This is a genomic window from Rhodococcus sp. A14 (assembly GCF_011603105.1).
Lineage (GTDB): Bacteria > Actinomycetota > Actinomycetes > Mycobacteriales > Mycobacteriaceae > Rhodococcus_F > Rhodococcus_F opacus.
In genome coordinates, this window is sequence record NZ_JAAOQS010000078.1 from 22,238 (window position 1) to 45,346 (window position 23,109).

Below are 23,109 nucleotides of genomic sequence, written 5' to 3' on the forward strand. Positions count from 1 at the left end.
AGGCGAGAAGGTCGCCCGGGGCGGACAACGTGACGGTGTGCTGGTGCGGGGGCGGTCCCCCGCCGGGATCGTCGGAGAAACCGGAACCGTGCGGGAAATGCGGGTGTCGTCATGCATCAGACTCTGACGGGTCGACGCGTCGCCGCACGGCGGGCGAACTGGGAAAACCCAGAGGGCTGTGGATGGGCCGTCGGTTGTGGACAACCGGGCCGCCGCGCCGCGCAGACGCGCCGATCGACCGAGAAGTCGTCGGAGCCCTCTGCTAGGGCTTGCTCAGCTGTTCTGCACCTTCTGCACCGCGGCGGTGAACAACTCGTCGAGCGCGACGGTGTCGGCCTTCGCGTCGCCGAAAGACATGAAGGTCGCGGACACCCGCACGTCGCCCACCTGCGCGATCAACGTGACCATCGACTGGGTGACCTTGTCGCTCTCGTTGCCGGACTTGACGGTCCGCCGCAGCGCGAGGGTGTCGTCGGCCCGGACCGGAGGGGCCGGCGTGACCGCGGTGGTGACGGTGGACTCGGCCCCACTGTCCGTCACGGTGACCTCGCCGCACTTCTTCGTCTGTGCCGCCAGTTCGTCGAGGGGTGTATCGGTTCTGGTGAGCTCGACCGAGATCGTCGAACGGCTCGCGTTGTCCGTGCCCACCGCCATGACGGTGCCGGTCGGTCCGTAGTCCTGCGCAGGTGGCGCACAGTCCGCAGGGTCGACCACCGCGCCTTGCGGTACTCCCGTCAGGTCGGGTGCCGCCATCGACACGGCCTGGGCGGGCAGCACGATCGCCTCGTACCGGGCCGGGAAGTCGGCCGGATCGACCAGAAGCTTCGACAGTCCCTTTCCGGACGGCGAACCGGCCGCGATGGTCGTGCTCGGCTGCGCGACACCGGAGACCGTCGAGGAACACCCGGAGAGAATCGTCACCGCGGCCAGCGAGACCACCGGGACAACGATGGCCGTCCGTACCGCTGTGCGCCGAGACCTCACCGTCGACCTCCCGTGTCGGATGTGTGGTGCTCCCGCCCGGGGAGCCTTTCCGCCACTCTGCCACGCCGGCGCGCCGACAGCGGGGAGGCTGCGGCTCAGTTGCCGCGGGCGATCCACTCCTCCAGGTGCGGGGATTCGGTCCCGATGGTGGTTCCGTCGCCGTGCCCGGTGCGGACCGTCGTCGACGGCGGTAGCGCGAACAGACGGTCGCGGATGGACCCGATGATCGTCGGGAAGTCCGAGTAGGAGCGCCCGGTGGCTCCCGGTCCGCCCGAGAACAGGGTGTCGCCACTGAACAACTCCCCTGCCTCCGGCAGAAACAGGCAGCAGGAGCCGGGCGAGTGGCCGGGCGTGTGGAGCACGCGGAGGTCGGTCCCGGCCACGGCGATCTGCTGCCCGTCCTCGATCGGCGTGTAGGCGACGGCGGGGTGAGTCTGTCGCCACAACACGTCGTCGGCCGCATGGAGGTAGAGAGGGGCGTCCAGCGCCGTGGACAGTTCGGGCGCCACGGTGACGTGGTCGTTGTGGGCGTGTGTGCAGACGATGGCCCGCACGTGCCTGCCGCCGACAGCCTCGATGATCGGGGCGGCGGTGTGGGCGGCGTCGATCACCACCACCTCGGTGTCGTCGCCGACGATCCACACGTTGTTGTCGACGTCCCAGGTGCCCCCGTCGAGACTGAAGGTGCCGGAGGTGACCACTCGGTCGACGTGCACGCTCACGACTCGACCGCCGATCGCCGAACCCGGTACGCAATTGTTCGTACCCGTGCAGACATCGTGCACCTCCAGGATCTCGTCCGTCTGGGACCGTGCCGTTCCTCACATTGCCACAGACCGTGCGCGGGATCTCGCTGTGGGCGAACACCGGAAGGCCCCGGACGGGAATTATCGGTCGCCCGCGCCGTGTTCCCCCAGAGCGGGACCTCCGAGAGCAAAGTCCGACGTATCGATGCCGGAGACGATAGGGGACACTGGAGGCCAGGCACGAAGGAGAAGAGGTCTGTAATGGACGAACAGTCGAAGATGTACGAGCTGGAGTTCCCGGCACCGCAGCTGTCCTCCGCGGACGGCCAGGGACCTGTCCTGATCCACGGACTCGAGGGCTTCTCCGACGCAGGCCACGCCGTCAAACTCGCCACGACGCATCTCCGCGAGAGCCTCGAGAGCGAGCTGGTCGCCTCCTTCGCGGTCGACGAACTCGTCGATTACCGCTCCCGTCGGCCCACCATGACGTTCAAGGCCGACCACTTCTCGGACTACGACCAGCCCGAGCTGAACCTGTATGCGCTGAAGGACACGGCGGGTACCCCGTTCCTGCTACTGGCCGGCATGGAACCCGATCTCCGCTGGGAGCGGTTCACGACGGCGGTGCGCCTGCTGGCCGAGCAGCTCGGTGTACGCCGGACCGTGGGCATCAACGCCATTCCGATGGCCATCCCGCACACCCGCCCACTCGGGGTTACCGCGCATTCCACGAACAAGGACCTGATCAAGGACCACCAGCGCTGGTCCGGCGAACTGCAGGTTCCCGGCAGCGCGTCCTCGCTGATCGAGTTGCGGATGGCGCAGCACGGGCACGAGTCGGTCGGGTTCTCGGTTCACGTCCCTCATTACCTGGCGCAGACGGACTACCCGGGCGCCGCCGAGACCCTCCTCGAGAATGTGAGTGACGTCACCGACCTGGACCTGCCGCTGGCCGCGCTCGGCGAGGCCGCCGCACGCGTCCGCGAACAGGTCGACGAGCACATCGCAGGTAACGAGGAGGTACAAACCGTCGTCCACGCCCTGGAACGCCAGTACGATGCGTACGTAACAGCTCAAGAACAGCAGTCCACGCTCCTGGCCAGCGAAGAAGACCTGCCGAGTGGTGACGAACTCGGTGCAGAATTCGAGCGTTTCCTCGCCGAACAGGCCCTGCAGGACGGCGAGGACGGCGGCTCCGAGGAGGAGGGGGGATCACGGGGCGGGGCGTGACCGAGGAGCTGTTGTGCGGTCGCCACTCGGACACTGTGCGACCGCACGGTCCAGTTGTTCGGCCGAGAGCGGTGCAATAGCGTCGAGACCAAGCGGATGATTGAGCTGTCAACATTCGGGAGTGCACCCAGTTCAGGAGGCGACATGAGCGACACTCGCATTCGTAAGCTCAGGCCCGTTCCGAACGCCGAAACCCGCATGATGTTCCGCACGATCCACGGTTACCGCCGCGCGTTCCGCATGGCAGGTGAGGGTCCCGCGCTGCTGCTGATCCACGGCATCGGCGACAACTCGTCCACCTGGACCGAGATCATCCCGCACCTCGCCAAGAACTACACCGTCATCGCCCCCGATCTGCTGGGTCACGGACGCTCCGACAAGCCGCGGGCCGACTACTCGGTCGCGGCGTACGCCAACGGCATGCGCGACCTGCTGTCCACCCTGGGGATCGACAAGGTCACCGTCGTCGGTCACTCCCTCGGTGGCGGTGTCGCCATGCAGTTCTCCTACCAGTTCCCGCAGATGGTCGACCGGCTCGTCCTGGTCTCGGCCGGCGGCGTCACCAAGGACGTCCACCCGCTGCTGCGGCTCGCGTCGGTGCCGGTGGTCAACGAGGCGCTGAAACTGCTGCGCATTCCCGGCGCGATGCCCACCGTGCGTCTGGTGGGCAACGTGTTGAGCCAGCTGAACGGGACGCGACTGCGTCCCGGTGCGATGCTGCACGACACACCCGACCTGGTGCGCGTACTGGCGGAGCTGTACGACCCCACGGCCTACGAGGCATATCTGCGCACCCTGCGCGCGGTGGTCGACTGGCGCGGCCAGGTCGTCACCATGCTCGACCGATGTTATCTGACCGAGAATCTCCCGGTGCAGCTCATCTGGGGCGATCAGGACGCCGTCATTCCGGTTAGCCACGCCCACCTCGCGCACGCGGCGATGCCCGGCTCTCATCTCGAGATCTTCCGCGGCGCAGGCCATTTCCCGTTCCGCGACGACCCGATGCGGTTCCTGCGCACCATCGAGAAGTTCCTGTCAGTGACTCATCCCCTGCAGTTCGACGAAGCGAAGTGGCGGCAGATGCTCGTCACCGGCGTCGGTGAGAGCACCATCACCGGCAGCGCGTCCACCCGCATGGCGGTCCTCGACGCGATGGGATCGGACGAACGCAGCGCGACATAGGCCCGGCAGCGGTGCACCGCCTTCCGGCTAGCCTGTAGCAGTGCTTCTCTCCGACCTGCTCCCCGCGAACGCGGATTCCGATTCCGTTTTCGACGCCTTCACCTCCTGGACCGAAGAACGGGGTCTGACGCTCTACCCCGCCCAGGAAGAATCCGTGATGGAGCTGGTGTCGGGGGCCAACGTGATCCTGGCGACGCCCACCGGATCCGGCAAGTCGATGGTGGCGGTCGGCGCCCACTTCTACGCCATGGCCACCGGCAAGCGCACCTTCTACACCGCCCCGATCAAAGCCCTTGTCAGCGAGAAGTTCTTCGCCCTGTGCGAGGTGTTCGGCGCGGAGAACGTCGGCATGATGACCGGCGACGCCGCCGTCAACTCGCGGGCACCGATCATCTGCGCGACCGCCGAGATCGTCGCGAACCTCGCACTGCGCGAGGGCCCCGAGTCCGACATCGGTCAGGTCGTGATGGACGAGTTCCACTTCTACTCCGAACCCGACCGGGGCTGGGCGTGGCAGGTCCCCCTCGTCGAGCTCCCCCACGCCCAATTTCTGCTCATGTCGGCCACCCTCGGCGAGGTCGACTTCTTCTCTTCCGACCTCACCCGCCGGACCGGCCGCCCCACCACCGTGGTGGCGGGCACCGAGCGTCCCGTTCCCCTCATGTTCTCGTACGCCACGACACCGGTGAGCGAGACGATCGAGGAACTGGTAACCACCAATCAGGCCCCCGTCTACGTGGTTCACTTCACCCAGGCCGCAGCCCTCGAACGCGCACAGGCCCTGACCAGCGTCAACTTCTGCTCGCGCGAGGAGAAGGACGCCATTGCCGAAGCGCTGGGCGGCTTCCGGTTCACCACCGGATTCGGCAAGACGCTCTCGCGTCTCGTCCGGCACGGTATCGGCGTCCACCACGCGGGCATGCTGCCGAAATACCGCCGTCTCATCGAGAAGCTGGCGCAGGACGGTCTGCTGAAGGTCATCTGCGGTACCGACACCCTCGGTGTGGGGATCAACGTCCCCATCCGCACCGTGCTCCTCACCGGGCTGACCAAGTTCGACGGCACCCGCACGCGGCACCTCCGCGCCCGCGAGTTCCACCAGATCGCGGGACGCGCGGGACGCGCCGGCTACGACACCCTGGGCACCGTGGTCGTGCAGGCCCCCGAACACGAGGTCGAGAATCTGCGTGCACTCGCCAAAGCGGGCGACGACCCGAAGAAGCGCCGGAAGGTGCAGCGCAAGAAGGCGCCGGACGGCTTCGTGTCGTGGAGCGAGGCCACGTTCGATCGGCTCGTCGCCGCGTCACCCGAACCGCTCGTCTCACGGTTCTCCGTGTCGAACTCCATGCTGCTCAACGTAATCGCGCGACCGGGCAACTGCTTCGAGTCCATGCGGCATCTCCTCGAGGACAACCACGAGTCGCGACCCGCGCAGCGCAAGCACATCCTCAAGGCGTTGTCGTTGTACCGCGGGCTGATCGACGCCGGCGTGGTGCAGAGACTCGACGAACCCGACGCCGACGGCCGCATGGCCCGGCTCACCATGGAACTCCAGCGGGACTTCGCACTCAACCAGCCGCTGTCCCCGTTCGCCCTGGCCGCCCTCGAACTCCTGGACGTCGAATCCGATTCCTATGCACTGGATGTGGTGTCGGTGATCGAGTCGACCCTCGACGACCCGCGGCAGGTCCTCATGGCGCAGCAGCACTTCGCCCGCGGTGAGGCGGTCGCGCAGATGAAGGCCGACGGGATCGAGTACGAGGAACGGATGGAACTGCTCGAGGAGGTCACCTGGCCCAAGCCTCTCGCGGACCTGCTGTTCCCGGCGTTCGAGATGTACCGCGGTGGGCATCCGTGGATCACGGAGTTCGCGCTGTCGCCCAAGTCGGTGGTGCGCGACATGGTCGAGCGGGCCATGACGTTCGCCGAAATGGTCAGCCACTACGGTCTGGCCCGTTCGGAGGGGCTCGTGCTGCGATATCTCGCGGACGCGTATCGCGCACTGCGCCAGACCGTTCCGACCGAGGCCCGGACGGAGGAGCTGGACGACCTCATCGAGTGGCTGGGCGAGCTGATCCGCCAGGTGGATTCGAGCCTGCTCGACGAATGGGAATCTCTCACCGACCCCGGCGCGGAGGGAGACGACCAGCAGGTCGCGTTCGGCGCCGATGTGCCGCGCCCGATCTCGGCGAACACGCGGGCATTCCGGGTGATGGTGCGCAACGCCATGTTCCGGCGTATCGAACTCGCGTCGCGGCGGCGGTGGGCCGAACTGGAGGGACTCGACGACGGCATCGACGCCGAGGAGTGGGAGGACCAGCTCCAGCCGTACTTCGACGAATACGACTCCCTCGGCACCGGCCCCTCGGCGCGCGGCCCCCAACTGTTCCAGGTGGAGACCGCGCCCGAGCTGTGGCGGGTGCGGCAGGTCCTCGAGGACCCGCAGGGCGATCACGGGTGGGCGTTGACGGCGGTCGTCGACCTTCCCGAGTCCGACGCGGCCGGCGAAGTGATCTTCGACGAGCTCAGCATCGTCGAGGGTTAGCGGTCAGGAACGCGGCCGGCGGGGCTGATCACGCCGCGCCGCGTTCTTCTCCTTGATGCGGACGGTCTCCTTGCGGACCTCGGCCTGGGTGGCACGTTCCTGCTGCAGCCATTCGGGTCGATCGGCCATGAGCGCGTCGATCTGCTCGGTGGTGAGCGCCTCGGTGACGCCGCCTCGGGCGAGGCCCGCGATGGACACCCCCAGCTTCGCCGCGACCACCGGCCGCGGGTGCGGGCCGTTGCGGCGCAGCTCGAGCAGCCACTCCGGCGGATCGCTCTGCAGTGCACTCAGCTCGTCGCGGGAGACGAGACCCTCCTGGAACTCCGCGGGGGTGGCCTCGAGGTACACACCCAGCTTCTTCGCCGCGGTGGCGGGCTTCATAGTCTGAGGGCTCTTGTGCGACGTCATGGTGTCAAGAGTAACGAGCGTGTGCGGCGTCGTTGACCAAGGCCGGTAGCCTGACGGAGTGACAGACGCGGATGCATCCCCTTCGTTCCGGCTCGCGTATGTCCCGGGCGTGACCCCTACCAAGTGGGTGCGGATCTGGAACGAACGGCTGCCCGACGTCCCGCTCACCCTCGTCCCGGCAGCGGCCTCGGCCGCACCCGACCAGTTGCGCGGCGGCGGCGCGGACGCGGGCCTGGTGCGGCTGCCGATCGACCGGACCGGTCTCAGCGCCATCCCCCTGTACACCGAGATCCCCGTGGTCGTGGCGCCGAAGGACCATGTGGTGGCGGCGGTGGACGAGGTGTCGATCGCGGATCTGGCCGACGAGATCGTGCTGCACCCGCTCGACGACGTCCTCGTCTGGGACAGCGTGCCGGGACTGCCGGCCCAGGACCGCCCCGCCACGACGGCCGACGCAATCGAACTGGTCGCTGCGGGGATCGGGTTGCTCGTCGTCCCGCAGTCGCTCGCTCGGCTCCACCACCGCAAGGACCTCGTCTACCGGACGGTGTCGGACGGCCCGGAGTCACGGATCGCGCTGTCGTGGCCGGAGGACGAGACCACCGAACTGGTGGAGGAGTTCATCGGCATCGTCCGAGGCCGGACCGTCAATAGTTCCCGGGGCCGCACCCCGACGCCGGCGCAGCCGAAGAAGAAGCGTCCCGCCGCGGCGACTGCACGCCAGAAACCGGCCACGGGAGCCAGGACGTCCCGGTCGGGCTCCGGAGCGAAGGGTGGCAAGAAGGGCAAACCGCGGCGGCGGTCCTAGGCCCTGAGGTCAGGCGGGCGCGCCGACCGACGCCGTCTTCGTGAGGAGGGCAGCGAGTTGCCCGTAGCCGTCCGCACGGGCACTGGACGAGCGGAATACGAGGCCGATCGTGCGGCCGGGCGCCGGAGCCGCGAAGCGGGCGGTCGCGAGCGGTCCCCGTCCGGTCTCCACCTGGACGGCGGATTCCGGCACCAGGGTGACGCCGAGCCCGCCGGCGACGCACTGCACCACCGTCGACAGTGACGTGGCGCGGGTGTCGCCCGCAACCGGGTGCGCGTCGACCGAGCGGCACAGGTCGAGGGTCTGGTCGCGCAGGCAGTGCCCCTCGTCGAGCAGCAGGAGGGGAAGCGCGTCCAGCATCTGCGGCGAGACGTCGGTGCGACCCGCGAGTGCGTGTCCCTCCGGGACGACCATCACGAAATCTTCTGTGTACAAAGGAATATCGACGAGACCGCTGACACCAGTCGGCAACGCCAGCACCGCGACGTCGAGCGCACCCACACGCAACGCCTCCAGAAGTCGCGCCGTCTGGTCCTCGATGACCTGCGGCTCGAGGGCGGGCATCTCCTCGCGCAGCGCCGGCAACAGGGCTGGCAGTACGTACGGGGCCACGGTGGGGATCAGCCCGATACGCAGCGGTCCGGCCAACCGGTCGCCGACACCCGCGGCCGTCGCGACGAAACCGTCCGCGGCCTCGAGGATGACCTTGGCCTGACCGAGGAGCCGCTCCCCGGCAGTGGTGACGAGGACGCGTCGGGTGCTGCGCTCGATGAGCTGCACGCCGAGCCCGTTCTCCAGGGCGGCGAGCGACTGCGACAGTGTGGGTTGACTCACACTCAATCGCGCTGCCGCCGTGCCGAAATGGCGGTATTCCGCGACTGCCACGAACGCACGCAGCTGCGACAGTGTGGGTTGATAACTCTGATCAGCCATGCCTATCAGCCTAGCGTTATCCATCACCTCTGCCTTTTGACCCGGGGCCGGTGGCGAACTCTCCCACCGTCGAGGCACTGCCTCGAGGTCGACGAGCGATAGGGTGCGTCAATGCCCATCCACGTAGATGTCGTCCGGGTGTTCACCGACGACAAAGGACGCCACGGCAATCCGCTCGGCATCGTCGACTCCTCGGCCGTCCCGCCCGAAAACCGGCAGTCCGTCGCTGCCGCACTCGGATACAGCGAGACGATCTTCGTCGACGTGCCCGGACCCGGCGACGAGCACGCGCGCGCCCAGATCTTCACCCCCACCACCGAACTGCCCTTCGCCGGACACCCCACGGTCGGACTGTCCTGGTGGCTGCACGAGCGCGGCGCCGCGGTCACCACACTCGACGTGCCCGCGGGCCCGGTCGCCACCCGCCGTTCCGGCGCCTTCACCTGGGTGCGGGCCCGGCCGGAGTGGGCGCCCGAGTTCTCGCTGTACCCCATGAACAGCGTGCGCGAGGTTCAGTCTGCGGACCCGAAGAAGTTCGGTTCCGGACACCATTATCTGTGGGCCTGGACCGACAAGGTCGAGCACTCGATCCGGTCGCGAATGTTCGCCCCGGACATGGGCATCACCGAGGACGAGGCCACCGGTGCCGCGGCCGTCCGGATCACCGCGCACCTCCGGCACGCCCTCCTGATCACCCAGGGCAAGGGATCCGAACTGCGCACCACCTACGATCCCGCCGGCTGGATCGAGGTCGGCGGACGAGTCCACCCCGAGAAGTCACGCACCCTCTGACGACGGCCGCCGACCTCGCCCCGCGGTGAGGTCGGCTTCGCTCAGAGTCACCTCGATCTCCCGGCCCAGCGTCACACCGGGAGCGAGGGGAAGCCTGTCGCCGCTCCAGAACTTGCCGGGGTCGTACCAGTTGGTGCGCCTGCGCCCGCTGATCAGACCCATCTCCTCGTACGTCTGTGCAACCACCTCGGCGCAATAGGCACTTTCGAGGCCGCCCGATTTCTTCTGCCGGCGCCCCGTCCGGGGAAGGCGCCCGCCGAACCACCGTGACGCAAGTTTCGCGGTGGACGGGAACGGGGTTCCGTCGAGCCGTGCGATCGTCCGCAGCAACGCGTCCTCCTGCTGCGACGTCGCGGGTTCGGCGAGTTGGCGCAGCCATCCCCGCTGCCCGTACCGCGCACCCCACACCTGGACGGCGGCGCGCAGGTCGTGGAGTTGCACACCGCGCTGGAAGCGTCCCGTCCACATGTCCTGCAGCGAATGCCCCAGCTCGGCGTGCCACATCAGCGGCGGCAGGTCCTCGAGGACCACCGACATGCCGACGTGGTTGACCGGACTGTTCGTCAGCGTCTGAATGGCCCTGTCGGCCGGAGACTCTCCGCGGAAGATCCAGATGTCGCCGGTGCGGGTGACCTCGACCGCGGTGTCGAGGTCGATGGTGGAGCCGTGTCGTCGTGCGTCCGTGTGCCGTGGCGCGTCCATGGGCCCTAGCCTAGAAGGATGCGACCCCGTGGCAGGCAATGGTGGAAACTTCTCGGACTCGCCGGTGTGGTGGGTGTCGCCGCGACCGGGGTCGTCGCGGTGCGCGCGGATCGGCAACGCAAGGCGTACACGCCCGACGAGGTCCGGGCGCGTCTCCACGAGCGCTACACCCGCGCGTACGCGGTGCACGACGGGCAGAAGGAGATCGACCTGACCCCGCCCACCTGGCGGGACCGGGTCACCGGTGCCCTGCGCCGCCTCCGCAGGCGGGGCACCGGGACCGATCAGCCCAGGGCCCGGCGGATTCCGTCCGCGAGCTGAGCGACCTGCTCGTCCGTCATCACGAACGCCGGCGAGATCTGCATGGCACCCTGACCGGCGGCGCGCCCCGAGATCCCGTGTTCGCGCAACGTGTTCACGAACGGGAGCGCTTCCGCCGGATCGGCCAGCTGCACCGCCGCGACCGCACCGAGACCGCTGCGCACTTCCTCGACCCGCGGGTGGTCGGCGAGGGGCGCGAGGTGCTCGTGCAGTGACGACTCGAGCCGCTTCGACTCTGCCAGCAGGTTCTCGCGCTCGATGATGTCGAGGTTGGCGAGAGCAGCCGCGGCGGCACCCGCGTGCCCACCGTAGGTGTAGCCGTGCCGCCACCAGATCCCGCCGGCGTAGAACGGCTCGGCCACACGCGGGGCGATGAACACCGCCCCCATCGGGACGTATCCGGAGGTGAGACCCTTTGCCGTCGTCATCATGTCGGGCTGCAGGTCGAATCGCGTCGACGCGAACCACTCGCCGCCGATGCGACCGAATCCCGTGACCACTTCGTCGACGACGAACAGGATGTCGTGCTCGCGGCAGATGTCGCGGACCTCCGCGAGGTAGCCCTCCGGCGGCAGGTAGACGCCGCCCGCACCGATGACGGGTTCGCAGAAGAACGCGGCGATCGTGTCGGCGCCGATCTTCTCGATCAGCTCGAGCAGGCCCTTCGCGTCGTTCCAGGCGACCGTGGCGGCGTCGGCCATCAACTCGCCGTAACCCTCGCGGTTGGCGGGAATTCCCGCCAGGGCGGTGCCCGCCACGTGCATCCCGTGATAGGCCTTTTGGCGGCCGACCACGATCGTCTTGGACGGCTTGCCCATCTCATGCCAGTAGCGGCGGGCGAGCTTGGCCGCCGTGTCCACGGAATCCGAACCACCGGACGTGAAGAAGATCTTGCTGCCCGGCACCGGCGCGATGGTCGCGAGACGATCGGCCAGGGTCGCGGTGGTCTCGGGAACGAAGTCGCCGAAGTTCGAGAAATGGGCCACGGTCCGCAACTGCTGCGCGACGGCGTCCGCGATCTCCGCACGGCCGTGCCCCACGTTGGTGAACCACAGCCCGGCCGTCGCGTCGAGGTAACGGTTGCCGCGGTCGTCCCAGATGTAGGCGCCCTCGCCGCGGGACACCACGAAGGGCCCCTTCTGCTCCACCGCGCCCATGTCCGCGAATCCGTGCCACAGTGCCGACGCCATGCTCATCCCTTCGTGAAACCCGCCCCGAGCCGACTATGCCATGTGGCCTGGGAATCCCCTCGCCCGACTCACGCGTCCCTCGCCTGGTCGGCCCGACCTCCTTGCCTCGATCGGAGTCGGACCGCGGGCTTCGGCAGGCACAATCTCTCCATGCCCGGAGTGAGATGTCGCGAGAACTGGAAGACCCCGTGCCGGCCGTCGAGCTCGACTGCACCGAACTGACATACGCATGTCCTTCGAAGTACTCGCGCTGATCTCCGCCGCAGCCTTGGCCGGCCCCGTGCTCGCGAGTCGCCGGACCTGGCATCTACCGGTCGTTCTCGGCGAGTTGCTTGCCGGAATCCTCCTCGGCTTTACGGGTCTGCGCATACTCGATCCCGGCGATCCCACCTTCACTTTCCTCGCGGACATCGGCTTCGCGCTCGTCATGTTCGTGGCCGGCACACATGTGCCGATCCGGGACGCACGCATCCGGCCTGCGCTGGCGAAAGGCGTGGTTCGGGCTGTTCTCGTCGGTGTCGGTGCCACCCTGGCAGGGTTCGGGATCGCTCAGGCATTCGGTACCGGCCACGCCGCTCTGTACGCGGTCCTCATCGCGTCGTCGTCCGCAGCGCTCGTCCTACCCCTGATCGACTCGCTCGGGCTCGAGGGCACACCGATCGTGCAGACCGTAGCCCAGGTCGCGGTTGCCGACATCGCGTGCATCGTCGCTCTGCCGCTCGTGATCGATCCGGCGCAGGCCCCACGCGCCGCAGCAGGCGCGGTAGCCGTGACGGGGGCGACCGCCGTCTTCTACGCGGTCCTCCGTGCGAGTGACAAACGCGGCTGGCTTCACAGCCTGCATCAGGAGTCCAAGGAACGCGGCTTCGCACTGGAACTGCGGATCAATCTCGGGGTCCTGTGCCTCCTGGCGGCATTGGCCGTTCACTCCCACGTGTCGATCATGCTCGCCGGTTTCGCACTCGGACTGGTGATCGCGGCAGTGGGCGAGCCGCGACGCCTGGCCAAGCAGCTGTTCTCGATCACCGAAGGATTCTTCGGGCCGTTGTTCTTCGTCTGGCTCGGCGCATCATTGAATGTCCGGGACCTCGGGGCGGACCCCTCCTTGATACTGCTCGGCGTTGCGCTCGGCCTCGCTGCCGTTCTCGTCCACTGCCTGACACGGCTGGTCGGTGTGCCGCTGCCCCTCGGCGTATTGGCCGCCGCTCAACTCGGCGTGCCCGTGGCCGCGGCGGCGATCGGTACGCAATCGCATCTCCTGGGCCCAGGCGAGCCTTCGGCACTGATCCTCGGCGCGCTGGTCACCATCGCTGCCACCACATTCGCCGGCGCGATGGCGGCACGTCGGGGGTTCGGCGCGCCCTGACAGGCGTCAGGGGCACACCCACACGCGTCACTTCTCCGCCAGGGCGGTGGGGTGCGGCACCGTGTCGATTCCCGGTATCCCGCGACCACGGATCGACGCGCCCGCCGTCTCGGCCACGAAGTACAGCGCGACGAGGCCGATCGCGCACGCGGCCATCATGTAGAACGCCGGCATCAGCGTGTTGCCGGTCCATTCGATGAGCAGTTCGTTGACCGCAGGTGCGGTGCCACCGAACAACGACGTCGACACGTTGTACGCGATGGCGAAACCCGCGAACCGCACGTGCGTCGGGAACATGGCCGGGAACGTCGCCGAAATCGTGGACAGCTGCAGGACGTACAGCAACCCGAGCACCGCGAACGCGAGGATCGCCCATCCGAAACCCTGACGCATCAGCAGGTACATCGGGACGGCGAGCACGATCAATCCCACGAGCGAGCCGTACCACAGCGGTTTTCGGCCCACCCGGTCCGACAACCCGCCGGCGAACGGAATGACGGCCATCATCACGAGCTGCCCGACGATGAACAGGGACAGCGACGCGGTGGACGTCAGGCCGATCTGTGTCTCCAGATATGTCGGCATGTAACTGAGCAGGGTGTAATTGGTGACGTTCAACGCGATGACGAGGCCGCCGAGCAGCAGCAACGGCTTCCAGTACTCGGTCACCAGATCCTTGAACTCGTGGGTCGGCGTCGACTCCACCTCGCCCTCCGCGTCCAGTTCCCGGAACACGGGTGTCTCCTCGAGCTTGGTCCGCAGGTAGAGGCCGATCAGACCCATCGGTCCGGCGATCAGGAACGGGATACGCCAGCCCCAGGTGGACATGAACGGATCGCTGGAGAACAACTCCACCGCCAGGACCACGATCGCACCCAGCGCATACCCGCCGAGCGTGCCGAACTCGAGAAAACTTCCGCAGAAACCGCGCTTGCGGTCCGGCGAGTACTCGGCCATGAACGTTGCCGCGCCGCCGTATTCGCCGCCCGTCGAGAAGCCTTGGATCATGCGCAGCAGCACCAGCAGCAGGGGCGCCCACAAACCGATGACGTCGTATCCCGGCACGAGGCCCACGCAGAACGTCGCACCCGCCATCAGGATGATCGTCAGTGCCAGAACCTGGCGGCGTCCGAGCCGGTCACCCAGCGGACCCCACACGAGGCCGCCGAGCGGTCGCACGACGAACGACACCGCGAACACGAGCAGGGCGTACAAGGTGGCCGAACCGGTGTCGCCGGGAAAGAACGTGGCCGAAATGTACGACACGGTGAACGCGTAGACGCCGTAGTCGAACCATTCGGTGGCGTTACCCATCGCCGACGCCGCGATCGCGCGACGGAGAACACCTGGTGGGAGGGTTTCCTGCTCGGCTGACGAACTCGCAGATGCCATGGTGATCCCGTCTCCTCGGGCCGGTTTCGCGTTCACTCATTGTGGCCCGAGTGGCACGTGTTGTCGCGCGTTTGCCGGTTACAGACACGCCACGGAGGCGCGCCCGAGCCGTCCCCGTGACAGTGTGCGACCACCGTCGCGCGGGTATCCGCAACCCATGACCAGCCGAATCATCGCCATCGCCGTCGACTGCCGTGACGCGGAATCACTGTCACGATTCTGGTGCGACGCCCTGGGCTATCCGTCGACCCGCCGCTGGAAGGACTCGTACGGGCTCGAGTACGTCGAATCGAACGCACCGGGGTCCCCGTCACTGGTGTTCCAGCCCGTCGACGACCCGAAGTCCGGGAAGAACCGCCTGCACCTCGACATCGCGCCGTCGTCCGGTACCCGCGACGAGGAGGTCCGGCGGCTCCTCTCGCTCGGCGCATGCCGGCTGAGCGACGACCCGAATGTTCCCTGGGTGGTCCTCGCAGACCCCGAGGGCAACGAATTCTGCGTGTTACCGGAACGTGGGGCCGACGACGGGACGACCACGTAGCCCTCGCCACCAGGCGGCGGGCCCGCCGTGGGCGACCCAGTGCCGTGCGTGGTCCACGTAATCCGTCGCCACCCGGACCCACTCACTCCAGGCACTCGGCGTGGGAAGGGTTTCGACCGAACGGGTCAGGAGACGATCGATCGCGTCCGAGACGAGCTCTGCGCGCTCCAACTGCACCATGTGCCCCGCACCGGGGACCTTCACCAGTTCCGCGTCGGGCAGATGCCCGGCGATCGCCTTCGAATACCGGAAGGGGGTCAGGAGGTCGCGGTCGCCGCACACCACCAGCGTCTCGATGGGTGCGAGCAACGGCACCGCCGCCGTCTCGTCGTGATTCTTGAACGACGGCAGGAAGTCCACGAGCGTCTTGAGGGACGTGTCGTTGATCATCTGCTCGGAGTGCCACACGATCGCCGGGCTGATGCTGCGGTCACCGAACGACGCCGACCTCAGGATCGGCGCCAGCACCCTCTTGCTCGCGCCGCGACCGCTCTGGACGACCCGGGGCAGGTGGCGGGCGGCGGTGCTGAATCCGGCAACCACCGGCGTGTTGAGGGTCCGCGCGAGCCCCACGTCACCCAGCTTCTCCGCCGCGGTGGCGATCAGGCCCACCCCGACGATGCGGGACCCGATCAGATCGGGATGCTGTCCGACGTACGACAGGACCGCCATACCGCCCATCGAATGGCCGACCAGCACGATCGGCCCCTCGGGCACGAGCGCACGGATCACGGCGTCGACGTCCTGCGCGAGATGCGGAATGGTGCAGGTGGCGCGCCGCGGCACCCCGGAGTCGCCGTGCCCCCGCAGGTCGAAGAACACCATGCGAATCGTCGAGCCCCACGCCTCCTCGAGCTGAACCCGCTGGAAGTGCCACCCGGTCATTCTGTTGCAGAAGCCGTGGACGAACACCACCGTCAAGGGCGCGAACGCCGGACCCACCTCGCGCACCGCGAGCGGCACACCGTCGTCGGCGGCCACGACACTGCCGCGGTCGCGGCCGAGCAGGTCGAAGGTCTCGCCTGCGAACTCGTCGAACATAATCTCCCAGCCGTTGCCGAAGTCACGGTTGATCGCGCGGACGCCTGTCGTGTGGAGGATAGCGCGGTCCGCGAATCGTCCGCGCGCACCTTCGCCGCTACCGATCCTCGTCGTACCGCCTGCGTGCACCGAGACGTCCCACCGCGTTGACGGCGAACGCCATCAACGCCATCGCCAGCAACAACACGACCGCCGTGACGGCGAGCTGAAGGTACCCCTGCTGCCGGGGGTCCAGGAACGGGTACGGGTACCAGTCGACGATCGGACCCCGTATCAGGGAATAGGCGCCGTACACGGCCGGGAACACCAGCCAGCTCAGGCTCTGCGCCTCGGAGATCCGCACCCGGGACGGGGCCACCACCCAGTCCAGCAGCAGGACGAGCGGCAGCAGACGGTGCAGGGCCGTGTTGATCCAGGCGTCCTGCAGCATGACGTCGATGTTCGCCAGCAGCACCGCGTACACGATTCCGGTGATGACCATGTACAGCGTGGTCGCACCCCGGAACAGCTGCCAGCCCCGTGACTGCGGATCCCGGATCGCGCCGACGAACAGGACGACGACGGCGAGGATGTTGCTCTCGATGGTGAAGTAGCTGAGGAAATTGGCCAGTGAGAAGTCGTCGCTGCCGGCGCTACGGAGAGGAATCCACAGCAACGCGATCAGCCCGTAGACGGCGAAGACCGCCCGCAGAACCCGAACGATCCTCTGACCTCGCAGGTCCGTGACGACGGCAGCGTCCATCCGCCGATATTCGCACACGGGCGGGCGCGGCACAGGGCGATCCACCGGTTGGCTAGGCTGGGGTCCAGCATGTCCACCACAGCACCCAGCCGGCGGGACCTGAAGAACAGCCTCGGCGAACTCACACTGCGCGACGAACACCGGCTCCGCCGGCGACTCGACCGTGCGCGCACACCCGACGCACTCGCATCCCTGTCCGACGAGATCGCCGCCGCCCGCGGACGCATCACACGAAGACTCGACAGCGTCCCCGTCATCGACTACCCCGACACGCTGCCGGTCAGCCAGCGCCGCGACGACATCGCGAAGGCGATCTCCGAGAACCAGGTCGTCATCGTCGCCGGCGAGACGGGATCCGGCAAGACGACGCAGATCCCGAAGATCTGCCTCGAACTCGGCCGCGGCGTCCGCGGCCTCATCGGACACACCCAGCCCCGCCGTCTCGCGGCGCGGACCGTCGCCGAACGGATCGCGGAGGAACTCCGTAGCGAACTCGGTGAGACCGTCGGCTACACCGTGCGATTCACCGACCAGGTGTCGGACGGCACGCTGGTGAAACTGATGACCGACGGAATCCTGCTCGCCGAGATCCAACGCGATCGGATGCTGCGCCGGTACGACACGCTGATCATCGACGAGGCCCACGAACGCAGCCTCAACATCGACTTCATCCTCGGGTACCTGCGACAGCTACTCCCCCGCCGGCCCGATCTGAAAGTGATCATCACGTCGGCCACGATCGATCCGGAACGCTTCGCGCAGCACTTCGCCACCGACGGCGTGCCCGCCCCGATCGTCGAAGTGTCCGGGCGCACATTCCCCGTCGAGATGCGGTACCGCCCACTCACGGTGGAAGTGGGCGACCAGACGTTCGACCGCGACCCCGTCGACGCGGTGTGCGAGGCGGTCGAGGAGCTCTCCGGCGAGGGCGACGGCGACATCCTGGTCTTCCTCTCCGGCGAACGGGAGATCCGCGACACCGCCGACGCGCTCCGAGACCGCAGACTGCGCGGCACCGAGATCGTGCCCCTCTACGCCCGGCTGTCGGCGGCGGAACAGCACAAGGTGTTCACGCCCCACACCGGGCGGAGGGTGGTGCTGTCGACGAACGTCGCGGAAACGTCGCTCACCGTGCCCGGCATCCGGTACGTCGTGGACCCGGGAACCGCCCGCATCTCCCGCTACTCGGTGCGCACCAAGGTGCAGCGCCTGCCCATCGAACCGATCTCGCAGGCATCCGCCCGCCAGCGTTCCGGGCGTTGCGGCCGTGTGGCCGAAGGCATCTGCATCCGCCTCTACTCGGAAGAGGACTTCGAGGCGCGGCCCGCGTTCACCGAACCGGAGATCCTGCGCACCAACCTCGCGTCCGTCATCCTGCAGATGACGGCGCTCGGCCTCGGCGACATCGCCGCGTTCCCGTTCGTCCAGCCGCCCGACCCCCGGGCGGTCCGCGACGGCATCGGCCTGCTCGAGGAACTCGGGGCCATCGAACGGAAAGCCCAGAACGAGCAGCCCGTCCTCACCGCGGTCGGACGCGAACTCGCGCAGATCCCCGTCGATCCGCGCATGGCCCGGATGCTCGTCGAGGCGCACCGGAACGGCTGCCTGTCCGAGGTGCTGGTCATCGTCTCCGCCCTCTCGATCCAGGACGTGCGGGAACGTCCCGCCGAATTCCAGCAGGCAGCGGACGAGAAGCACGCCCGGTTCACTGTGGAGAACTCCGACTTCCTCGCCTTCCTCGAACTGTGGAAGTACCTGCGCGAGCAGCGGAACGAGTTGTCGTCCAACCAGTTCCGGAAGATGTGCCGAAACGAATTCCTGCACTGGCTGCGCATCCGCGAATGGCAGGACCTGCACGGTCAGCTCCGTCAGATCACCCGTGGGCTGGGCTGGGACACCACCGACACCCCGGCCGGTGAGGCGGCGATCCACCAGTCCCTGCTCGCGGGGCTGCTGTCGCACATCGGGCTCCGCGAGGGTGACAAACGAGACTTCCTCGGGGCCCGCGGAAGCCGATTCGCGGTCTTCCCCGGCTCGAGCCTGTTCAAGAAGCCCCCGCGATGGGTCATGGCCGCCGAGCTGGTCGAGACGTCCCGGCTGTGGGCACGGATGTCGGCCGGAATCGAACCCGAGTGGGCCGAGAAGCTGGCGCCGCACCTCGTGAAACGCACCTACTCCGAACCGCACTGGTCGTCGAAACGCGGCGCCGCCATGGCCTACGAACGCGTCACGTTGTACGGCATCCCGCTCGTCGCCCGGCGTGCCGTCACCTACAGCACCATCGACCCCGAAACGTCCCGCGACCTGTTCATCCGCCACGCCCTGGTGCAGGGCGAATGGCAGACGCAGCACAAGTTCTTCCACGCCAACCGCGCACTCCTCGAAGACGTCGAAGAACTCGAACATCGCGCCCGCAGGCGCGACATCCTCGTGGACGACGACACCCTCTACGACTTCTACGATCAGCGCGTCGGCCCGGAAGCGGTCTCGGCCCGGCATTTCGACTCCTGGTGGAAGGTCGCCCGCCGCAAGAATCCCGACCTGCTCACGTTCACCCAGGCGACGGTCGTCAACGCCGAATCGGCCGCAGTACTCGGCGGCGAATACCCCGACGCCTGGCGTCAGGGCGACATGCAGTTCCCCCTCACCTACCAGTTCGAGCCCGGGACCGAGGACGACGGCGTCACCGCCCGCATCCCGATCGCGCTACTGGCGGGCCTGCGCCCGGTCGGCTTCGACTGGCTGGTCCCCGGCATGCGCGTCGAACTGGTCACCGCCCTGATCAAGACGCTCCCGAAGACCCTTCGCCGACAGGTGGTTCCGGCACCGGACTTCGCGGCCGCCGCGCTGGCCGCCGTGAAGCCCCGCTCCGAACCTCTCACCACGGCGATGGCACGCGAACTGTCGCGGCTCGGCGCCTGTCGCATCGATCCCAAAGACTTCGCCGTCACCGCGCTCCCCGACCATCTGCGCATGACGTTCGCTGCCGTGGACGAGAAGGGTGCCGTCCTCGGCCGGGACAAGGACCTCGTGTCGCTGCGCAAGTCGCTCGCTCCCCGCGTCCAGGTGGAAGTGGCGAAGGCGGCCTCGAACTCGGAGCGGCCGCCCGCACTCACGTGGACCCCCGCCACCCTCGGTTCGCTCGAGGCCACCGTGACCCGCGAACTCGGCGGCCAGAAGGTCACCGGCTACCCCGCCCTGGTCCCGGAGGGCGACGGTGTCGCCGTCCGCGTGCTCAGCACCGCCGCGGCACAACGAACCGCGATGCGCGCCGGAACGCGCAGGCTGCTCCTCGCTGCCGTTCCCACCCAGGCGAAGACGGTCACGTCCGGCCTGAGCAACGCACAGAGACTGGCGCTCGGGCAGAACCCCGACGGCAGCCTCGACGCCCTGATCGACGACTGCCGCAACGCCGCCGCGAACCAATTGATCGCCGCACACGGCGCGCCGGTGCGCACACCGCAGGAATTCGACGCCCTCGTGGCGACGGCGCGCGCGGAGATGGCCCGGAACGTGGCGGTGCTCCTACGACTGGTGTCGCCCGTGCTCGAAGCGGACCACCGGCTCGCCGTCGTGCTGGAACGCGCCACCGGTGAAGCCGCCGACGACGTGCGGGAACAACGGCAGTCGCTGCTGTTTCCCGGATTCGTCGCCGACATCGGTACCACTCGCCTCCGTGAACTCCCCCGCTACCTCGCCGCCGCGGCGGCACGTCTCGAAGCCCTTCCGGGGAGCGCACCGCGCGACCAGAAGGGGATGGACGTTCTCGACCGGGTGTACGCCGGATACGAACGCATGCTCGCGGGCCTGCCGGAAGAACGACAGCACTCACCCGAGGTCGATGCGATTCACTGGATGATCGAGGAGTTGCGCGTCAGCCTGTTCGCTCAAACACTCGGGACACCGATCCCGGTCTCGGAGAAACGCGTGCTCAGTGCCATGGAGAAGGTGCGCTGACGCGCAAGGCTATGGCGAAGGTGCGCTGACGCGCAGGCTCAGACGTCGTCTCGGGATTCGCGGTGTTCGCGTAGCTCTTTGATCTCGCGGGCGAAGTCCTCGGCGGAGCTGAAAGACCGGTACACCGACGCGAAGCGCAGGTACGCCACCTCGTCGAGATCACGAAGCGGACCGAGAATGGCGAGGCCGACCTCGTTGCTCGGAATCTCCGCCGAGCCCGACGCCCGGACCGCGTCCTCGACCTGCTGGGCAAGAAGATTCAGTGCGTCGTTGTCTACCTGCCGGCCCTGGCAGGCGCGGCGCACACCCCGCACCACCTTCTCTCGGCTGAACGGTTCGGTGACACCACTGCGCTTGACCACCGACAACACGGCGGTCTCGACGGTGGTGAATCGGCGACCACACTCGGGGCACGAACGTCGGCGACGGATGGCCTGTCCTTCGTCGGCTTCTCGCGAATCGACCACACGTGAATCGGGGTGCCGGCAGAACGGGCAGTGCATGGCGATTCCTTCGTTGTAGCCGTCGTGGCCGCAACTGTTCGCCTCCCCCGATGGCGAACCGACGAAAACGGATTCACGCAGCGGATGCACGATCTCGACGCGACCACACGAAGTGGTGGGACTGACAGCATCCGAGACTACTCGGCCGCCCGATGGGACAGACATGCAGAGCCACCCCCGTCACCGGGTAGAGGACGACGGGACGATCAGACTCTGGCCCGGGTGGAGCGCCGAATTGGACATGGCGTTCAGCTCCATGATCCGCTCGACCACCTGCGTCACCGGCAATTCCGGGGAGATCCGGGCCGCGAGCGCTGCCAGGCTCTCCCCCTGCTGCACCTGCACGACCTCCGTGGCCGCCAGGTTACTCACACCGTCGGTGGTGGCCAGCTGAGCCACCCCGACGAGCCCGCACAGCACACCCGCCGTGATCACGACACTCGCGAGCACCATCCGCCAGCGGACGTCGTTCGCCCCGCGCGCGTGATCGGCACGGGAGACACCGGTGTGGGTGGGCCGGTACGCGACGGCACCGGACGAGGGACGCCGCAGCTCGCCGTCGGTGCGCCGGCGGCGCGGCTCGGTCCGGTACGACCGTGCGGCGCCGGAACGGATGACACCCCGTTCGAGGGCCTGCCGGTTCAGCACTGCCTGCCGATGGAGAACTGCGTTGCTCATCGGTACCTCCGCTGCTCGTATCCGTTGTCAGATCCGTTGTCGTATCCGCTACCGACCCGGTCGGCGTCCGATCGCTCCGGGTGTTCGATCACGCGTTCGAAAGAACACATGTTCGATTTCTACCACGACCCTCCGACAATGTCTCTACTTCTCGCGACACGTGTCGAACAGATGTTTGAAACTCCGAGGAAAGCGGGATAGATTCGTGTCACGCGGCACAGCAGTCACATGCGACCCATACCGAGAAGATCCACATACAGACGGAGGCACCTCGCCATGAAGGACGACAGCTCGACCGACGGTTCGACTCCACGTGTGAGCGGTGGCTCCGCCGCCGGGTTGACCGACCGGCAGCGCCGTGTCCTCGAGGTGATTCGCACGTCCGTGAACGAGCGCGGATATCCGCCGAGCATCCGCGAGATCGGCGACGCCGTGGGGCTCACCTCCACGTCGTCCGTCGCTCATCAGCTGCGCACGCTGGAGCGGAAGGGCTTCCTCCGCCGGGATCCCAATCGTCCGCGCGCCGTGGACGTGCGCGGCCTCGACGAGGTGGCGGCGGGAGCCGCCGCGAACGCGAGCGCCGCCGTCGGGTTGTCCGCGGTCAAGTCCGGCGCCGACGGCGCACCCCTGCCGGAACCCACGTTCGTCCCGGTCCTCGGCCGGATCGCGGCCGGTGGCCCGATCCTCGCCGAGGAAGCAGTGGAGGACGTCTTCCCGCTTCCCCGCGAACTGGTGGGCCAGGGCTCGCTGTTCCTGCTCAAGGTCGTCGGCGAATCGATGATCGATGCCGCGATCTGCGACGGCGACTGGGTGGTGGTCCGTCAGCAGAACGTGGCGGAGAACGGAGACATCGTGGCAGCGATGATCGACGGCGAAGCCACCGTCAAGACGTTCAAGCGCACCGAGAACGAGGTGTGGCTGATGCCGCACAATCCGCTGTTCGATCCGATCCCCGGCAACGACGCGGTCGTTCTGGGCAAGGTCGTCACGGTCATGCGCAAGATCTAGTCCCGGCACGAGGAGGGCCCCACGGCGATCGCCGTGGGGC

The 23,109-nt window shown here is 67.8% G+C and carries 21 protein-coding genes; 10 read left to right on the top strand and 11 right to left on the bottom strand.

Annotation, left to right across the window (positions count from 1 at the left end; all coding sequences use genetic code 11):
* Positions 1–273: 273 nt before the first annotated feature.
* Both G9373_RS31405 and G9373_RS31410 read right to left on the bottom strand, forming a co-directional pair.
* Positions 274–939 (bottom strand): DUF5642 family protein, encoded by a 666-nt coding sequence (locus G9373_RS31405; RefSeq protein WP_005568504.1) that lies wholly within the window; start codon positions 937–939, stop codon positions 274–276.
* Positions 940–1,079: 140 nt separating this feature from the next.
* Positions 1,080–1,706, bottom strand: coding sequence for an MBL fold metallo-hydrolase (locus G9373_RS31410; RefSeq protein WP_120661249.1), 627 nt, complete (start codon positions 1,704–1,706; stop codon positions 1,080–1,082).
* A gap of 285 nt (positions 1,707–1,991) precedes the next feature.
* On the opposite strand from G9373_RS31410, the gene G9373_RS31415 reads away from it, so the two are divergent.
* The 3 genes from G9373_RS31415 to G9373_RS31425 all read left to right on the top strand — a co-directional run bounded on the left by G9373_RS31415 (position 1,992) and on the right by G9373_RS31425 (position 6,687).
* On the top strand, positions 1,992–2,960 hold the full coding sequence (locus G9373_RS31415; protein ID WP_005568502.1) for a PAC2 family protein: 969 nt from the start codon (positions 1,992–1,994) through the stop codon (positions 2,958–2,960).
* 144 nt (positions 2,961–3,104) lie between these two features.
* A complete protein-coding gene (locus G9373_RS31420) occupies positions 3,105–4,142 on the top strand; it encodes an alpha/beta hydrolase (RefSeq protein WP_005240793.1) in 1,038 nt (345 codons plus the stop codon).
* Positions 4,143–4,182: 40 nt separating this feature from the next.
* Positions 4,183–6,687, top strand: a complete 2,505-nt coding sequence (locus G9373_RS31425) for a DUF3516 domain-containing protein (protein WP_005568500.1) — start codon at positions 4,183–4,185, stop codon at positions 6,685–6,687.
* Positions 6,688–6,690: 3 nt separating this feature from the next.
* Here G9373_RS31425 and G9373_RS31430 read toward each other — a convergent pair whose 3' ends face one another.
* Complete coding sequence (locus tag G9373_RS31430; protein ID WP_005240786.1) at positions 6,691–7,095, bottom strand: DUF5997 family protein; 405 nt, start codon at positions 7,093–7,095, stop codon at positions 6,691–6,693.
* 58 nt (positions 7,096–7,153) lie between these two features.
* On the opposite strand from G9373_RS31430, the gene G9373_RS31435 reads away from it, so the two are divergent.
* Complete coding sequence (locus G9373_RS31435; RefSeq protein WP_043793906.1) at positions 7,154–7,903, top strand: LysR family substrate-binding domain-containing protein; 750 nt, start codon at positions 7,154–7,156, stop codon at positions 7,901–7,903.
* A gap of 9 nt (positions 7,904–7,912) precedes the next feature.
* On the opposite strand, the gene G9373_RS31440 is transcribed toward G9373_RS31435, so the two are convergent.
* Positions 7,913–8,836: a hydrogen peroxide-inducible genes activator gene (locus G9373_RS31440; protein ID WP_054246699.1), complete on the bottom strand. Its 924-nt coding sequence runs from the start codon at positions 8,834–8,836 to the stop codon at positions 7,913–7,915.
* A 111-nt stretch (positions 8,837–8,947) separates the two neighbouring features.
* Between G9373_RS31440 and G9373_RS31445 the strand changes: the two genes are divergently transcribed.
* The gene (locus tag G9373_RS31445) at positions 8,948–9,628 is read left to right on the top strand and encodes a PhzF family phenazine biosynthesis protein (RefSeq protein WP_005574543.1); all 681 of its coding nucleotides are present in this window, start codon (positions 8,948–8,950) and stop codon (positions 9,626–9,628) included.
* Here G9373_RS31445 and G9373_RS31450 read toward each other — a convergent pair.
* Positions 9,614–10,330, bottom strand: a complete 717-nt coding sequence (locus G9373_RS31450) for a hypothetical protein (RefSeq protein ID WP_005574544.1) — start codon at positions 10,328–10,330, stop codon at positions 9,614–9,616. The two genes, G9373_RS31445 and G9373_RS31450, sit on opposite strands and share 15 nt — an antisense overlap.
* 18 nt (positions 10,331–10,348) lie before the next feature.
* Between G9373_RS31450 and G9373_RS31455 the strand changes: the two genes are divergently transcribed.
* Positions 10,349–10,651, top strand: a complete 303-nt coding sequence (locus G9373_RS31455) for a hypothetical protein (protein WP_043793907.1) — start codon at positions 10,349–10,351, stop codon at positions 10,649–10,651.
* Here the strand turns inward: G9373_RS31455 and G9373_RS31460 are convergent.
* The gene (locus tag G9373_RS31460; RefSeq protein WP_005574546.1) at positions 10,615–11,847 is read right to left on the bottom strand and encodes an aminotransferase class III-fold pyridoxal phosphate-dependent enzyme; all 1,233 of its coding nucleotides are present in this window, start codon (positions 11,845–11,847) and stop codon (positions 10,615–10,617) included. The two genes, G9373_RS31455 and G9373_RS31460, sit on opposite strands and share 37 nt — an antisense overlap.
* A 223-nt stretch (positions 11,848–12,070) precedes the next feature.
* On the opposite strand from G9373_RS31460, the gene G9373_RS31465 reads away from it, so the two are divergent.
* The gene (locus G9373_RS31465) at positions 12,071–13,207 is read left to right on the top strand and encodes a cation:proton antiporter (RefSeq protein WP_054246701.1); all 1,137 of its coding nucleotides are present in this window, start codon (positions 12,071–12,073) and stop codon (positions 13,205–13,207) included.
* A 27-nt stretch (positions 13,208–13,234) separates the two neighbouring features.
* On the opposite strand, the gene G9373_RS31470 is transcribed toward G9373_RS31465, so the two are convergent.
* Positions 13,235–14,599, bottom strand: coding sequence for an MFS transporter (locus G9373_RS31470; protein ID WP_054246702.1), 1,365 nt, complete (start codon positions 14,597–14,599; stop codon positions 13,235–13,237).
* A gap of 157 nt (positions 14,600–14,756) precedes the next feature.
* Between G9373_RS31470 and G9373_RS31475 the strand changes: the two genes are divergently transcribed.
* A complete protein-coding gene (locus G9373_RS31475; protein ID WP_007296351.1) occupies positions 14,757–15,140 on the top strand; it encodes a VOC family protein in 384 nt (127 codons plus the stop codon).
* Here the strand turns inward: G9373_RS31475 and G9373_RS31480 are convergent.
* Entirely contained in the window at positions 15,102–16,181 is a 1,080-nt protein-coding gene (locus tag G9373_RS31480; protein ID WP_039950742.1) for an alpha/beta hydrolase, read from the bottom strand. The two genes, G9373_RS31475 and G9373_RS31480, sit on opposite strands and share 39 nt — an antisense overlap.
* A 97-nt stretch (positions 16,182–16,278) precedes the next feature.
* The gene (locus tag G9373_RS31485) at positions 16,279–16,923 is read right to left on the bottom strand and encodes a Pr6Pr family membrane protein (RefSeq protein WP_133986576.1); all 645 of its coding nucleotides are present in this window, start codon (positions 16,921–16,923) and stop codon (positions 16,279–16,281) included.
* A 69-nt stretch (positions 16,924–16,992) separates the two neighbouring features.
* Between G9373_RS31485 and hrpA the strand changes: the two genes are divergently transcribed.
* Positions 16,993–20,880 (top strand): ATP-dependent RNA helicase HrpA, encoded by a 3,888-nt coding sequence (gene hrpA, locus G9373_RS31490; protein WP_133986575.1) that lies wholly within the window; start codon positions 16,993–16,995, stop codon positions 20,878–20,880.
* Positions 20,881–20,918: 38 nt separating this feature from the next.
* On the opposite strand, the gene nrdR is transcribed toward hrpA, so the two are convergent.
* Positions 20,919–21,383, bottom strand: a complete 465-nt coding sequence (gene nrdR, locus G9373_RS31495) for a transcriptional regulator NrdR (protein WP_007296355.1) — start codon at positions 21,381–21,383, stop codon at positions 20,919–20,921.
* A 180-nt stretch (positions 21,384–21,563) separates the two neighbouring features.
* The gene (locus G9373_RS31500; protein WP_167118665.1) at positions 21,564–22,061 is read right to left on the bottom strand and encodes a LysM peptidoglycan-binding domain-containing protein; all 498 of its coding nucleotides are present in this window, start codon (positions 22,059–22,061) and stop codon (positions 21,564–21,566) included.
* A 276-nt stretch (positions 22,062–22,337) separates the two neighbouring features.
* Between G9373_RS31500 and lexA the strand changes: the two genes are divergently transcribed.
* Positions 22,338–23,069, top strand: coding sequence for a transcriptional repressor LexA (gene lexA, locus G9373_RS31505; protein WP_120659230.1), 732 nt, complete (start codon positions 22,338–22,340; stop codon positions 23,067–23,069).
* The last annotated feature ends 40 nt before the right edge of the window (positions 23,070–23,109 follow it).

Bases quoted from the DNA above. Each gene is read 5' to 3' on its own strand.
- G9373_RS31415 (WP_005568502.1), top strand. From the start codon at position 1,992: ATGGACGAACAGTCGAAGATGTACGAGCTGGAGTTCCCGGCACCGCAG.
- G9373_RS31420 (WP_005240793.1), top strand. From the start codon at position 3,105: ATGAGCGACACTCGCATTCGTAAGCTCAGGCCCGTTCCGAACGCCGAA.
- G9373_RS31430 (WP_005240786.1), bottom strand. From the start codon at position 7,095: ATGACGTCGCACAAGAGCCCTCAGACTATGAAGCCCGCCACCGCGGCG.
- G9373_RS31440 (WP_054246699.1), bottom strand. From the start codon at position 8,836: ATGGCTGATCAGAGTTATCAACCCACACTGTCGCAGCTGCGTGCGTTC.
- G9373_RS31445 (WP_005574543.1), top strand. From the start codon at position 8,948: ATGCCCATCCACGTAGATGTCGTCCGGGTGTTCACCGACGACAAAGGA.
- G9373_RS31450 (WP_005574544.1), bottom strand. From the start codon at position 10,330: ATGGACGCGCCACGGCACACGGACGCACGACGACACGGCTCCACCATC.
- G9373_RS31455 (WP_043793907.1), top strand. From the start codon at position 10,349: ATGCGACCCCGTGGCAGGCAATGGTGGAAACTTCTCGGACTCGCCGGT.
- G9373_RS31460 (WP_005574546.1), bottom strand. From the start codon at position 11,847: ATGAGCATGGCGTCGGCACTGTGGCACGGATTCGCGGACATGGGCGCG.
- G9373_RS31465 (WP_054246701.1), top strand. From the start codon at position 12,071: ATGTCCTTCGAAGTACTCGCGCTGATCTCCGCCGCAGCCTTGGCCGGC.
- G9373_RS31470 (WP_054246702.1), bottom strand. From the start codon at position 14,599: ATGGCATCTGCGAGTTCGTCAGCCGAGCAGGAAACCCTCCCACCAGGT.
- G9373_RS31475 (WP_007296351.1), top strand. From the start codon at position 14,757: ATGACCAGCCGAATCATCGCCATCGCCGTCGACTGCCGTGACGCGGAA.
- G9373_RS31480 (WP_039950742.1), bottom strand. From the start codon at position 16,181: ATGTTCGACGAGTTCGCAGGCGAGACCTTCGACCTGCTCGGCCGCGAC.
- G9373_RS31485 (WP_133986576.1), bottom strand. From the start codon at position 16,923: ATGGACGCTGCCGTCGTCACGGACCTGCGAGGTCAGAGGATCGTTCGG.
- hrpA (WP_133986575.1), top strand. From the start codon at position 16,993: ATGTCCACCACAGCACCCAGCCGGCGGGACCTGAAGAACAGCCTCGGC.
- nrdR (WP_007296355.1), bottom strand. From the start codon at position 21,383: ATGCACTGCCCGTTCTGCCGGCACCCCGATTCACGTGTGGTCGATTCG.
- G9373_RS31500 (WP_167118665.1), bottom strand. From the start codon at position 22,061: ATGAGCAACGCAGTTCTCCATCGGCAGGCAGTGCTGAACCGGCAGGCC.
- lexA (WP_120659230.1), top strand. From the start codon at position 22,338: ATGAAGGACGACAGCTCGACCGACGGTTCGACTCCACGTGTGAGCGGT.